This is a genomic window from Nocardioides lacusdianchii (assembly GCF_020102855.1).
GTDB lineage: Bacteria > Actinomycetota > Actinomycetes > Propionibacteriales > Nocardioidaceae > Nocardioides > Nocardioides lacusdianchii.
Genome location: NZ_JADHZD010000006.1, coordinates 1 through 13,360, shown reverse-complemented (window position 1 = coordinate 13,360; position 13,360 = coordinate 1). Strand labels below are relative to the sequence as shown.

Sequence of the window (13,360 nt, the reverse complement as noted above, 5' to 3'; positions counted from 1 at the left end):
GCCGTCGCCGCGGACGCGGTCAGCCGTCGATCGCGTAGACCCAGCGGGTCGCGCCCCCCCAGGTGAAGGTGCCGTCCGGGCGCAAGCAGTCGAGGTCGAGCTCCTGGCGGGCGACGATCGTGCCCAGCCGCGGCAGCCGCTCGGCGACCTCGCACGGCGAGCCGGTGACGTGGATGACGTCGGGGCTGGGGTTGTCCATCACCAGCTCCTTGCGCCCGGACCAGGAGAACCAGATGTAGGCGCCGCCGCGGTTCCACACCTCCTCGTGGACTCCCCCGGGATCGAGCCGCTCCCACACGGCACGGTCAGGCCCCGACATCTGCCGCCCGGACAGGGCAGGGACCCCCGTGGCGATCATCAGGGCGTCGACCGAGTAGTGGTCCGAGGCCCATACGGTGCCGTCGGCACGGGCGTCCTCGCCGTCGGCAAGCATCGCGTCGGCCGCCTCCGTGCCGCGCAGGTCGCCGAGGCCGAACAGCACCGGGTTGACGTTCCACACCAGCGACAGGGCCAGGACCGAGCCGAGGACGTAGCCCGCGGGTCGCCGCGGCCACCGCACGAGCACCAGGACGACCACGCCCACCGCTGCGGCGGCGAGCCACACGTCCGCCAGCGACATCTCCGGCAGGTTCTGGGTGCGCAGCAGCGACCCTGCGTGCGCCGCGACGACGGCTGTCGTGCCGCCCGCGAGGGCGGCCACGGCGAGCGAGGCGCGTCGTTGGGCCGCCGGGAGCACCAGGCACAGGAGGATCACCCCGAGGTGGCCCAGCACCTGCGCGTCGCGGGCGGGCGGGACGATGTTGATGCCGGGGATCCGGGCGCCGAGGTCGCCGAGGTCGACCGTGGCCCACAGCGTCCAGAAGCCGGTGAGCACCGCCGCGGCCACCACGGCCGAGTGCTGGCCCGGCACCTGCCAGCGCATCCCCCGCACCAGCAGGAGGACGGCCAGGACGAGCGCGATCGTGAAGCCCGACGAGATCTCGGAGGCGTTCGACCCGACGACCGCCGCGCCGTCGGCGAGCTCGTCGAGGCTGGTCGCACCGAAGAGCAGCTGGAAGGCGCTCGCCGCCCCGGACGAGGCACGGTCCCCGGGGTAGACGGTGCCGCCGGCCGCCTCGAGGGCTGCGGAGCTCTCCCACAGCACGAGCGCGAGGAAGGTGAGCGTGAGGGCGCCCACGGCGGCGATCGTGGCGACGGTCCGGCGGCGCGCCTCGGGTCGGGCCAGGCAGGCGGCCACCGTCGCGAGCACCACGGTCGGCACGAGGACCACGGCCCACGGCGGGTACATGAGCGGCGTACGCACCAGCAGCGCGGCGCTCAGCAGGCCCCACCCGGCGGCCACCGGCCACCGCGAGGCGCGCGAGGCGTCCACGGCCTTGGCCAGGGCGAGCGCGCCGGCGAAGGCGAAGCCCAGCATCGAGGCGTGGCTGTTGGACCACCACGCGTTGGCCGGCGAGAAGACGACGAGGGCGACGGCGAACCAGCCGATCCACCGGCTGCCGGTGAGCCGGCGGAACCACGCCGGCGCGGCGAGGAGCAGCAGGAGGGTGCCGAGCCAGGCGCGGGCCGAGTGCAGCACGCTGTCGGGGAGGTACGGCCCCAGGCGCAGGGCGGTGCCGTCGGGGTAGAGCACGGACGTCACCGGCCCCGCCGGCAGCACGGCCAGCAGCTGCTGGGGCGCGGTCAGGGGGTTGAGGTCGTCGGTGCGGCCGGTGGCCTCGACGCCGAGCAGGATCGGGGTGCCGGTCAGGAACTCGTCGGCGCGGATCGCCTGGGCGTCGCCCAGCATCACGCCGGTGGGTTCGGCGGGGTCCTCGCGCAGCTCGGAGATGCCGATGGAGGACAGGGAGATCCCGGCGAGCGAGACGAGCACGTAGAGGACGATCGGGACGACGACCTCCCAGCGCGTCGCGGCGAGGCTGCGGCGTACGGTCCCGGCCTCCGCGGGGCGGTCGATCGACACCTGTTCAGCTCCTCAGCGCGCGGACGGACGCGTCACTATAGGCACGCAGGGGCGGCGGCCCCGACGCGCACGGGCGGCGCGCGTCCCCGACACCAGCCGGACGGCCCGCCGCGAGTAGCATCGGGCGCATGTCCGGGGGTCCCTCACGTCATCGCGTGCTCATCATCGTCCCCGCGTGGAACGAGCAGGACGCCATCACCGGCACGATCCGCGAGATCCGGGCCGTGGTGCCCGACGCCGACCTGCTGGTCATCGACGACGGCTCGGTCGACCGCACCGCGCAGCGCGCCCGCGAGGCCGGCGCGACGGTGTGCCCCCTGCCCTTCAACCTCGGCGTCGGCGGTGCGATGCGCACCGGCTACCGCTACGCCCTGCGCCACGGCTACGACGCCGCCGTGCAGATCGACGCCGACGGCCAGCACGACCCGCGCTACCTCGCGCGCCTGCTCGAGCGCCTCGACGGCCACGACAAGGCCGACATCGTCGTGGGCGCCCGCTTCGCCACCCCCGACGACCCCTACAAGGTCCGCGGGCCGCGCCGCTGGGCGATGGTGCTGCTGGCGTGGGTCCTCTCGCGGCTCGCCCACACCCGCCTCACCGACGTGACCTCGGGGTTCCGGGTCTCCAACCGCCGCGCCATCTCGGTCTTCGCCACCCACTACCCGGCCGAGTACCTCGGCGACACCGTCGAGTCGCTGGTGATCGCCGCGCGCGCCGGGCTCGTCATCACGCAGGAGCCGGTCACCATGCGCGCCCGCGTGGCCGGACGCGCCTCGCACTCCCCCATCAAGGCCACCGTCTACCTCTTCCGCGCCATCGTGGCGCTGCTGCTCGCGCTCGTGCGCGACTGGCCCTCCCAGCTCGAGGAGGGCACCTCCGAGGAGGCGCTCGTCGACATCGCGACCGGGGAGGTCGGCCGATGAGCGGCGTCACGATCCTGGGCCTGACCGGCTCGGTCCTCATCCTGCTCGCGCTCTTCGAGATGATGCGCCGCCACCGCCTGCGCGAGAAGTACGCCCTGATCTGGGCGCTGGTCGCGCTGGCGATCGTGACCGTGGCCGCCTTCCCGTCGCTGCTGATCCGCGTCTCGGAGGCCATCGGCCTCGAGGTGCCGGCCAACCTGCTCTTCTTCGTCGCCTCGATGGTCATCATGGTGCTGACGCTGCAGCACAGCTCCGAGCTCGGCCGGCTCGAGGAGCGCACCCGCACCCTCGCCGAGGAGATCGCGCTCCTGCGCCTCGAGATCGACGAGCACCGCCACGCCACGGGCGGCGTACGCCCCGTCGAGCCCACCGACGAGCGCAGCGAGTGAGCGCGCCGGACCCCGGGCCGCTGGAGGTCTTCGTCCCGTTCTGGGGCGACCCCGCGCTGCTCTACGCCACGGTCGAGAGCGTCAAGGCGCAGACCGACCCCGAGTGGACCGTGGTGGTCGTCGACGACTGCTACCCCGACCCCTCGGTCGCCGAGCACTTCGCCGCGGAGACCGACCCCCGGATCCGCTACGTCCGGAACGAGACCAACCTCGGCATCACCGACAACTACCAGCGCTGCCGCGACCTCGCTAGCGGCGAGCTGATGATGTTCATGGGCTGCGACGACCTGATGCACCCGACCTTCGTGGAGACCGTGAAGGCCGCCCACCGCGAGTTCCCGGACGCGGCGACGATCCAGGTCGGCGTACGCGTCATCGACGAGCACGACGCCCCCATCGACCCACTGACGGACAAGGTCAAGCGGGCCGTGCGGGGACGCATCACGCAGCGCACCGAGCTCGGCGGCGAGGCGCTCGCGACGAGCCTGCTGCGCGGCGCGTGGCACTACTGGCCGGCCCTGGTGTTCCGCACCGAGCGGGTGCGGGCCTACCCGTTCCGCGAGGGCCTGCCGATCATCCAGGACCTCGCCCTGCTCATCGACATGACCGTGGCCGGGGAGACGCTGGTCGTCGACCCGACGGTGTGCTTCTCCTACCGCCGCCACACGCAGAGCGCGTCCGCCACCAGCCTGCTGCACGGCAACCGCTTCTCCGACGAGCGCCGCTACTACGCCGCGGCTGCCGAGCAGGCCGCCGGACGGGGCTGGACCCGCGCCGCGCGGACCGCGCGCATCCGCTGGACCTCACGGCTGCACGCCGTGACGCTGCTGCCCACGGCCGCGCGTCGCCGCGAGCGCACCGCCGTACGCTCCCTGCTCGCGCACGCGCTGGAGCGCTGAGCTCCTAGCGGGACGTGGCGAGCGCGGTCCGGAAGACCTCGAGCGTCTCGCGCGCGACGCGCTCCCAGCTGAACTGGCGGGCCTGCTCGATGCCGGCCGCGGCCATGCCGGGCAGGACCTCGGGGCGGACCGCGACGGTGCGCAGCGCGTCGGCGATCGAGTGCAGGTCCAGCGGGTCGAACCACAGGGCGGCGTCGCCGCCGACCTCGCGGAGCACCGGCAGGTCGGAGGCGATCACCGGCAGGCCCTCGGCCATCGCCTCGAGGATGGGCAGGCCGAACCCCTCGGCGAGCGTCGGGAACGCCATCGCCCGGGCGCGCGAGCGCAGGTCGGCCAGCTCGGCGTCGTCCACCCAGCCGCGCAGCTCGACCCAGTCCCCCATGCCGGTCTCGGCGACGACGGGCGCCAGCGGGTCCTCCCCGCGGGCGCCGGTGATGACCAGCCGAGGTCGCACGTCCTCCTCGACGAGGGCGAGCGCGCGGATGAGGCGGTCCCAGTTCTTGTGCGGACGGCGCTGGCCGCTGGCTACGACGAGGTTCTCGGTCCGCGGCGCGACGACCGGGTCCGTCGCGGGGTGCTCGGCGGCGAGGAGAACGACGTGGAGCCGCTCGCGCGGGAAGCCGAGGTACTTCACGATCTCGTCGGCCGAGACCTGGCTGTCGGTGATGACGTGGGCGGCGTTGGCCGCTCCGCGCTTCTCCATCCACATGACCGGCCGCGTGTAGAGCGGGGTCGTCATCAGCTCTGGGTGACTCCAGTAGAGCATGTCGTGGATGGTGATCACGGTGGGCATCGAGGTCCACGCCGGCCCCAGGGTGGCCGGCGAGTGCACGAGGTCGGCGCGGCGGCGCCGGGCCGTCCAGCTCGAGGCGACGAGCTCGCCGAAGGCCCACACGAAGCGGTTCTCGCCGCTGATGCGCGACTCGATCACCTCGCCGGGGAACCACGACAGGTCCAGGCGCGCGCCCTCCTTGCTGGCCAGCGCGACGAAGTCGAGCCCGGTGTCCATCCGGCCGAGGGCGCGGTAGAGCTCGCGCGTGTAGGTCTCCATCCCGCCCTTGGTGCCCGTGTAGGACAGCATGTCGACGAGAACGAGGGGGCGCTTCGGCACCGGTGGTTCCTCCCGGGTGGGTGCAGGGTGCGCGAGCCTAACCGATCCGCTGGCGGCTCAGCGCGAGGTGCACCGCGACCCCGACCACGGGACCGACGAGCAGCGAGACCACCACGCGGGTCTCCAGCGACCAGGGCGTGAGCAGGACGGCGATCGCGGCCAGCGTCGCGCAGACCCAGCCGACGAGGTAGACGGTGTGGTGGTCGAGCGCGACGGCCGCGGCGCCGGTCACGGTGAGCAGCGCGACGAGGCCGGCACCGAGCACCAGCCCCGCGAAGACCGGCCCGTCGACGTGGTAGGCCGGGTTGACGACCCGCAGGGCCCACGGGCCGATCGGCCACGCAGCGAGCGACCCCACGACCGTGAGCACACCCAGTCCCGTCGCGACCGGCACCAGGGCGCGTACGCCGTGCGCGGCGACCCGCGTGACGACCACGTTCTGGTAGGCGCCGAGCGGCACCATGAGCGGCGCGCGGCACAGCGAGACGGCCAGGATGATCGGGGCGGCGCCTGCGAACACGTCCTCGGGCGTGGTGAGCTTCAGGAGCACCGGGTAGCCCACCAGCAGCAGCGCCGATACGCCGGACGCGGTCGCGGCGGCGGCGAGGCGTCGTACGAGCCCTCCCGGCGTGACGTCGGCGCGGACGTGCCAGAGGGCGCGCTGGCGCGGGGAGGCGAGCCACAGCAGCAGCCACGTGCCGCAGGCGCCGACCACCGCCCAGGCGAGGCCGACCACGTGCGCGCCCAGGGCCACCGCGGCGGCGACGGCGACCAGCCGCGCCACCGACTCGAGGCCCACGAGCAGCCCGTAGGAGTCCCACTGCCCGGTGCCCGCCGCCGCACCGGCGACCGTCGCGTGCACGAGGAACAGCACGATGCCGACGACGACGGGTGCCAGCAGGCCGGGCCACGGGTCGCCGAACAGTGGCGGCGCCCAGACCGGGCCCAACGCCGCGACGACGGCGACCAGCACCGCGCCGGCGCCGAGCACGACGGGGAAGACCCGCGTGGTCCCGGTGGTGCCACGGCTGGCGAAGACGGTGCGCGTGGTCTCGGTGGTGACGCCGATCAGCACGCCGAAGAACCCGAAGACCGCGCCCCAGAAGACGAGGAACTGGGCATTGACGGCCGGCTCGAGGCCGCGCGCGGCCAGCACCAGGACGACGTATCCCGCGAGGCCGCTCGTGACTGCGGCCGCCAGGACCGACAGCGTCGAGCGGGGGCGCGCCGGGGCGTCGTGGGGCACGGGAGAAGATCCTAGGCCGGGCGTCGGCACCGGCTCGGACGGCCCTCCGGGGGCGCTCAGCCCGTGATCCGGGTCAGGTCGGACTGCAGCAGCGAGTGACGGCGGTCGAGGACGGCGGCGAGGTGCCCCACGCCGTAGGCCACCGCCGGGCGGCGCACGGCCGCACGCGTGACGGGCGAGGCCTTGCCGCGGAAGAAGTAGTGGACGAGGTCGCTGGTGACCACGCCGTCGAAGCCGAGCTCGCGCGCGAGCGCCTGCAGCGAGGCGGGGGTGTAGAAGGTGATGTGCTGGCCGGACTCGGGGGTGTAGTACCACCACTCCCCCGGCCGTGGTGCCGGGTCGGGCAGCACCTGGGTGGTCACCAGCAGCCGATCGGTCGCCCGGGCGACGTCCGCCAGCGCCTCGACCGGGTCGACGAGGTGCTCGAGCACCTCGAAGGCGGTGATGAGGTCGAAGCGCTCGCCGGCGACGGCCGCGGTCTCGTGCCCCTCGGCGAAGACGTTGGAGGCGAGCGGGTCGGAATGGGTGAAGTCGTAGCCGCGGTCGCGCATCAGGCGGGTGAGCGTGCCGTAGCCCCCCGCCCAGTCGAGGAAGCGACCGCCGCGCAACCGCTCCGCGCGCAGCACGGTGCCGGTGACGTTGGCGAGGATCTGGCAGCGGTCGAGCAGACCGATGTCGAGCTTGGCGATGGCCGAGCCGTAGGCCTCCTCCAGCCACGTGGGCTCGAGGGCCATCACGAGACCGCACGCGGGGCACCGCTCGTAGGTCACCTCGACGTGGCCCAGCACCTGGCCCTCGGCGAACGGCACGGTCGCGGTGCGGCACACGCGGCAGCGTGAGGACATGGAGGTGTGGCCTTCCTGGTCGACGGACCCGTCGTCGCGCTCATCCTAGGCGGATCGGGGGTCCCGGCGTTTCCGGTCGGTCGCGCGTCAGCGGTTAGTGTGCCCGCCATGTCCGTGCGTCGCGTCCTGCCCTGGATCCTCGTGACGCTGGCGGCGTGGGGCTGCCTGGCGGCCTGGTCGCTCGCCTCCCCGCCCGGCTCCTCGCCCGACGACGACTACCACATGGCGTCGATCTGGTGCGCCGACGGCTTCGAGGCCGGCCGCTGCGAGGCCGGCGACACCGACGACGTGCGGGTGGTCCCGACGCGGGCGTCGGGCGCGAGCCTCTGCTACGCCACGGACCCGTCGGCGAGCGCGGCCTGCCAGGACGCCTTCCCCGACTCCGGCGCCGACTACCCGGCGGTCCACGGCAACTGGACCGGCGCCTATCCCCCGCTCTACTACGAGTTCATGTCGACCTTCGTGGGCGTCGACGTGCCCCGCGCGATCGTCGTCATGCGGCTGGTGGCCTCCGCCCTGGCCGTCGGGCTCGTCGCCCTCCTCGCCGGGCTGCTGCCCCGGCGCCGCCGCCCGCTCGCGACGGTGCCGCTGCTGCTGACCAGCATCCCGCTGGGCATGTCGCTGCTGCCCTCGACCAACCCCAGCGGCTGGACGATCCTCGGCATCGCGACGCTCTGGCCGGCGCTCTACGTCGCCTTCGAGACCCGCGGCCCCCGCCAGTGGGGCCTGGCCGCGGTGGCGGTGCTCTCCGCGACGCTGGCCAGCGGTGCGCGCGCCGACGGATGCCTGTTCGCGGCGATGTCGGTGGTGCTCGTGCTGATGCTGCGCGTGCGCCACCTGCGTACGTCGCCGGTGCTGGTGGCCGCCTCGCTCGTCGCGCTCGGCATCTCCGCCTACTACTTCCTCAGCGCCGGGCAGGCCGTGGTGATCAACGGCGACATGCGTGCCGCCGAGACCGCGGCGGCGGTGCTGACCAAGTGGCAGCTCGTCATGGTCAACACCGGGGCGCTGCCCGTGCTCTGGCTCGGCAGCTTCGCCGCCGGCCCGATGGGCCGCGCCGGCTGGCTCGACACCGGCTTCCCCCAGCTGGTGCCGGTCCTGGTGATCGCGGTGTGGTTCCTCGTCGTGGCCCAGGGACTGCGACGGATGTTCCCCGCGAAGGCGCTCGGCGTCGGACTGGTCGTGGCCGCGCTCTTCGTCCACCCGCTCTACCTGCTCGTGCAGACCCACGTCCTGGTCGGCGAGGCGGTCCAGCCGCGCTACCTGCTGCCGCTCCTCGTGCTGCTGACCGGCCTGGTCCTGCTCGCCCCGCGCGGCGTCGCGCTGCGGCTCACGCCCGCCGGCCTGTGGGCCGCGGTCGCCGCCCTCGGCGTGGCCCACTCCCTCGCGCTGCACGTGCAGATGCGGCGCTACATCTCCGGCCAGGACGTCTCGTGGCTCCGGCTGGGCAAGCAGCAGGAGTGGTGGTGGGACGGCCTGCCCACCCCGACGCTCTTCTGGCTCGTGGGCTCGGCGTGCTTCGCCGCCGTGACCTGGGCCGTGCTGCGCCCGCTCGTGGCCGTGCCCTCGCCCGCCACCACCGACCACGCCCCCGAGGGCCGCCACGCGGAGGAGCGCGTGTGACCCACGTCCAGCCCTCGCCGCACCCGGACCCGCCCCAGCCGGTCGACGCGCACCACGCCTCGGCCGTCGAGCGCGACGGCCACGCCCCGCGCCTCGACATCCAGGCGCTCCGCGCACTGGCGGTGGCGATGGTCGTGGTCTACCACTTCTGGCCCTCGCTGCTGCCCGGCGGCTTCGTCGGGGTCGACATCTTCTTCGTGATCTCCGGCTTCCTCATCACCGGCGCGCTCGTACGCCGCCCGCCGTCGCGGTGGCGCCACCTCGCCGAGTTCTGGGCGCGGCGCATCCTGCGGCTGGTCCCGGCGGTCGTCCTCACCCTGGTGGTGTCGCTCGTCGCGATCGCGGCCTTCCTGCCGCTGCTGGAGTGGCGCTCGGGCGGTCGCCACGCGCTGGCGTCGATGTTCTACCTGGAGAACTGGCACCTGGTGCTGATCTCCACCGACTACCTCGCCGCCAACGGTGCCGAGCCGCCCTTCCAGCACTTCTGGTCGCTCTCGGTCGAGGAGCAGTACTACGTCGGCTGGCCGCTGGTCATCGGGCTGCTGACCCTGCTCGCGAGGCGCGCCGGCCTGGACCTGCGGCGCACCCTGCTGGCGGGCGTCGCGCTGACCGTGGTCGCGTCCTTCCTCTACGGCCTGTCGATCTCGTGGTCCAACCCCTCGCTGGCCTACTTCTCCACCCCGGCCCGCGTCTGGGAGCTGGGCCTGGGCGGCCTCCTCGCGGTCAGCGGCGCCACCGTGGCGGAGCGGCTCGGCTCGGCAGCGCGCCGCAACGCCGTCGCGCTGCTGGGTGTCGCGATGATGCTGGCGTCCGGGTTCGTCCTGTCGGGCGAGTCGGTCTTCCCCGGCTACAACGCCCTCCTCCCGACCGTCGGTGCCGTGCTGTTCATCGCTGCCGCCGACCCGGGTGGGCGCTGGTCGCTGCGACCGGTGACGCACGCCCGGCCCGTGCAGCTCGTCGGCGACACGTCGTACGCCATCTACCTCTGGCACTGGCCGCTGCTGGTGCTGGTGCCGCTGTGCCTGCGCGTCGAGCGCACGTGGTGGCTGGCCCTGCTGCTCCTGCCGATCGCGCTGGTGCTGTCGTGGCTCAGCACGACCTTCGTCGAGAACCCGCTGCGCCCCGGTCGCGACAGCGCCGGGCTGCTGCGGCGGGCCGGCAAGGTCTGGGGCGTCTCCTCGGTCGTCGTGGTCGCCCTCTGCGCGGCCATGCTGCTGCGGGTCGAGCTCGCCACCGGCGCGAACGCCCGCGCGGTCGAGGCGCTGCCGACCTCGGGCCTCGAGGTGACCTGCCTGGGCGCCGGCGCGCTCGACGACTCCCTCGACTGCCCGGCCGAGCCCGACCTGGTCACCACGCCCGAGTTCGCCAAGACCGACCTGCCCAGCAGCGTCAGGGTCGGCCAGTGCCTCAACTGGCCCCCCTTCGGCGAGGTGGTGTCGTGCTCCCTCGGGGAGACCGAGGCCCCGAAGGTGCGCATCGCGCTCTACGGCAACTCCCACGCCGGGCAGTGGCAGCCGGCACTCGAGCGGATCGCCGGCGAGAACCAGTGGCAGGTCGACACCTTCGTGGTGGGCGTGTGCCAGCCCACGACCGAGAACGACCTCACCCCGAGCGTCATGCCCAGCGAGATCGACAACTGCGACCGGCTCGAGGCCGACGTGCTCGACACGATCGCGGAGACGCCGTACGACCTCGTGGTGATGTCGACGATGGACCACGACACCGCCGACCCGGCGGTCTACGAGCGCACGCTCCAGAAGCTCGTCGACGCCGGCCGCGAGGTGCTCGTCGTCCGCGACACCCCCGCGCCGCTCGACCCGGCCAACGACACGCCGACCTGCCTGGCCTACCACCTCGACGACCCGGAGGCCTGCGCCGGCAGCCCGGCCGACTGGATCCGCCAGGACCCGCTCACCGATGCCGCCGTCGCCCTCGACGACCCGGCCGTCAGCACGCTCGACCTCAACGAGCACGTCTGCGAGCCCGACACCTGCCAGCCGGTGGTGGGCGGCGTCATCGTGTGGGCCGACTACAACCACCTGTCGGCGACCTACGTCACGACGCTCGCGCCCTACCTCGAGCCCGCGCTCCTCGACGCCATCGACTGACAGGACCGACCCGGGGTTCGACTATGCTCGCCCGGCACGTGAAGGCCACGGGAGGGCAGGACTTGAGCGACAAGACGAGCGACGCCGACCTGGTACGCGCATCCGATCTCTTCGACGTCGAGTTCTACCTCAGGAAGAACCCCGACGTCCGCACGTCCGGCATCGACCCGGTCCTGCACTACCTGCGCCAGGGGGCCCGCGACGGACGCAACCCGTCGAAGGAGTTCTCGACCAACGCCTACCTGCGTCGCAACCCCGACGTCGGCGAGATGAACCCGCTCGTGCACTACCTGCGCCACGGCAAGGCGCAGGGCCGCTCGCTGAACCCCGCCGAGGACGACGCCCGCCTGGTGCGCGAGTCCGGCTTCTTCGACGAGGACTACTACCGCCACTTCCGCCCCGACCTCCCGGCGGACCGCGACGTGGTGAAGCACTTCATCCGCTTCGGCGCGCGCGAGGGCCTCGACCCCAGCGAGAAGTTCTCCACCTCCGGCTACATGCGCCAGAACCCGGACGTCGCGAAGACGCACTGGAACCCGTTGGTCCACTACCTGCGCCACGGCCGCGCCGAGGGCCGCATCGCCCCCCGCGGCGCCCTGCGCGAGCCGTACGTCGACGCGCTCTACGCCGAGCGCTGGCAGGCCATCGCCCCGATGCCGGTGACCCGGCTGCCGGGTGGCGAGCACCGCATCAGCATCGTCACCGACAGCGTCGCCCCGCACAGCCTCTTCGGCGGCGTCGGCACCGCGATCATCCTGGGCGTCCAGATCGCCAACCGCCTCGGCAACGGCACCCTGCGCCTGGTGACGCGCACCGACGAGCCCGACGGCCAGGTCATCGCGCTGCTGGAGGAGGCCACCGGCATCCGCCTCGACGGCATCCTCGAGCTCGAGCAGGTCTCGGTCGACGGCAGCCAGCGGCTCCAGTTCACGGACCGCGACATCGTCATGACCACGTCGTGGTGGACGACCCGCGCGGTGCTGGACAGCGACATCCCCCGCGAGCAGGTGCTCTACCTGCTCCAGGAGGACGAGCGGATGTTCTACGCCTACGGCGACGAGCGCCTGCTCTGCCAGGAGACCCTCGCCGAGCCGGACCTCGCGGTCGTGGTCAACACCTCGCGGCTGCTCGAGCACCTCTCCGGCCCCGGCGGCCTGCCGCACCTGCGCGAGAGCGCCATCGCGCTCGAGCCGGCCTTCCCCACGCGTGACGCCTCGGTCGTGCCCGCGGGCTCCGGGACCGCGAAGCGCAACCTGTTCTTCTACTCCCGCCCGCTCAACGCCCGCAACCTGTTCTGGCGCGGCGCCCAGGTCATCGCCCGTGCGGTCGAGGCCCGGATCCTCGACCCCGACGAGTGGGAGTTCCACTTCGTCGGTCGCGGCACCCCCGACCTCACGCTGCCGCGCGACGTCCACGTCACCATCACCGAGGGCATGGGCTGGACCGACTACCAGGACTTCGTCGCCTCGATGGACGCCGCCCTGGTCCTGATGGACACCCCGCACCCGTCGTACCCGCCCTACGACCTCGCGTCGGTGGGCGCCGCGGTGCTCACCAACTCCCACGGCATCAAGACCGACCTGTCCGACATCTCGGACAACATCGTCGTCGCGCCGTCGACGGTCGACGGGCTGCTCGAGGGCCTGCGCGAGATGGTCGAGCTCGCTCGCGACCCGGAGCAGCGGGCCGCCAACGTCGCCGCCGACCACATCAACCGCGACTGGGAGGCCACGCTCGTCCCGGTCGTCGACTGGGTGGAGAGGCGCTTCCGCACCGTGATCGGTCCCGAGGGCGCCGGCGAAGAGAGCATCGTCCCGGATGTTCACTGACCTGCCCGAGCCCCCCGACGAGGTCCGCGACCTCTGGGACAGCTCGATGGCCGAGCGCGTCGGCACGATGCTCGACGGCGAGCACCGGGTGGCCTTCCTCTACCGCACCCCCGACACCAGCACGTTCCGCTACCGCGTGGCCAACACCGTCGACGCGCTCAACCGCACCCCCGGCGGTCGGCTGCGCGCGGCGTGGTTCTGCGACGAGGAGCTGCGCGCGCTGACCCGGATCGTGCCGGAGCTCGACGCGATCGTCGTCGCGCGCTACCCCTGGGGCGCCGCCCTGCGCGAGCTAGTTGTGATGCCCAGCCAGGTTGTCCAACCTGGTGATGGGTGTGGCCTTCCCGATTGCTGAGTGGGGCCGGTGGTGGTTGTACTCGTGGACCCATGCTGGCAGAGCCGCGAGTCGGGCTGACTCGGAGTT

12 protein-coding genes are annotated in these 13,360 nt (G+C 73.2%); 7 read left to right on the top strand and 5 right to left on the bottom strand.

What is annotated here, in order from left to right; genetic code table 11:
- Positions 1-19 precede the first annotated feature (19 nt).
- Entirely contained in the window at positions 20-1,963 is a 1,944-nt protein-coding gene (locus IRX98_RS10335; protein ID WP_224276453.1) for a DUF7657 domain-containing protein, read from the bottom strand.
- A 128-nt stretch (positions 1,964-2,091) separates the two neighbouring features.
- On the opposite strand from IRX98_RS10335, the gene IRX98_RS10330 reads away from it, so the two are divergent.
- Genes IRX98_RS10330 through IRX98_RS10320 form a run of 3 tightly spaced genes read left to right on the top strand, consistent with a single transcriptional unit; the run spans position 2,092 to position 4,174 of the window.
- The gene (locus IRX98_RS10330) at positions 2,092-2,886 is read left to right on the top strand and encodes a glycosyltransferase family 2 protein (protein ID WP_224276451.1); all 795 of its coding nucleotides are present in this window, start codon (positions 2,092-2,094) and stop codon (positions 2,884-2,886) included.
- A complete protein-coding gene (locus IRX98_RS10325; RefSeq protein WP_224276449.1) occupies positions 2,883-3,275 on the top strand; it encodes a DUF2304 domain-containing protein in 393 nt (130 codons plus the stop codon). The genes IRX98_RS10330 and IRX98_RS10325 overlap by 4 nt, the downstream gene beginning before the upstream one ends.
- The gene (locus tag IRX98_RS10320; RefSeq protein WP_224276447.1) at positions 3,272-4,174 is read left to right on the top strand and encodes a glycosyltransferase family 2 protein; all 903 of its coding nucleotides are present in this window, start codon (positions 3,272-3,274) and stop codon (positions 4,172-4,174) included. Before IRX98_RS10325 ends, IRX98_RS10320 begins: the two co-directional genes overlap by 4 nt.
- A gap of 4 nt (positions 4,175-4,178) precedes the next feature.
- On the opposite strand, the gene IRX98_RS10315 is transcribed toward IRX98_RS10320, so the two are convergent.
- From IRX98_RS10315 to IRX98_RS10305, 3 genes are read right to left on the bottom strand one after another with little or no spacing between them, the layout of a single operon-like run.
- Positions 4,179-5,285, bottom strand: a complete 1,107-nt coding sequence (locus tag IRX98_RS10315; RefSeq protein ID WP_224276445.1) for a glycosyltransferase family 4 protein — start codon at positions 5,283-5,285, stop codon at positions 4,179-4,181.
- Positions 5,286-5,322: 37 nt separating this feature from the next.
- Positions 5,323-6,531, bottom strand: a complete 1,209-nt coding sequence (locus IRX98_RS10310; RefSeq protein ID WP_224276443.1) for a hypothetical protein — start codon at positions 6,529-6,531, stop codon at positions 5,323-5,325.
- Between the two features lie 56 nt (positions 6,532-6,587).
- Positions 6,588-7,376: a class I SAM-dependent methyltransferase gene (locus tag IRX98_RS10305; protein WP_224276441.1), complete on the bottom strand. Its 789-nt coding sequence runs from the start codon at positions 7,374-7,376 to the stop codon at positions 6,588-6,590.
- 108 nt (positions 7,377-7,484) lie between these two features.
- Here IRX98_RS10305 and IRX98_RS10300 point away from each other — a divergent pair, with 108 nt between their 5' ends.
- From IRX98_RS10300 to IRX98_RS10285, 4 genes are all read left to right on the top strand, one after another.
- Entirely contained in the window at positions 7,485-8,999 is a 1,515-nt protein-coding gene (locus IRX98_RS10300; protein WP_224276439.1) for a DUF2142 domain-containing protein, read from the top strand.
- A complete protein-coding gene (locus tag IRX98_RS10295; protein WP_224276437.1) occupies positions 8,996-11,107 on the top strand; it encodes an acyltransferase family protein in 2,112 nt (703 codons plus the stop codon). Before IRX98_RS10300 ends, IRX98_RS10295 begins: the two co-directional genes overlap by 4 nt.
- Before the next feature lie 62 nt (positions 11,108-11,169).
- Positions 11,170-12,936 carry a rhamnosyltransferase WsaF family glycosyltransferase gene (locus IRX98_RS10290; RefSeq protein WP_224276435.1) on the top strand — a complete coding sequence of 589 codons (1,767 nt, stop codon included), beginning with the start codon at positions 11,170-11,172 and terminating at the stop codon, positions 12,934-12,936.
- Entirely contained in the window at positions 12,926-13,291 is a 366-nt protein-coding gene (locus IRX98_RS10285; protein ID WP_224276433.1) for a hypothetical protein, read from the top strand. The genes IRX98_RS10290 and IRX98_RS10285 overlap by 11 nt, the downstream gene beginning before the upstream one ends.
- Here the strand turns inward: IRX98_RS10285 and IRX98_RS10280 are convergent.
- On the bottom strand, positions 13,229-13,360 hold a 132-nt coding region (locus IRX98_RS10280), incomplete at its 5' end, for an integrase core domain-containing protein (protein ID WP_224276818.1). The genes IRX98_RS10285 and IRX98_RS10280 overlap by 63 nt on opposite strands.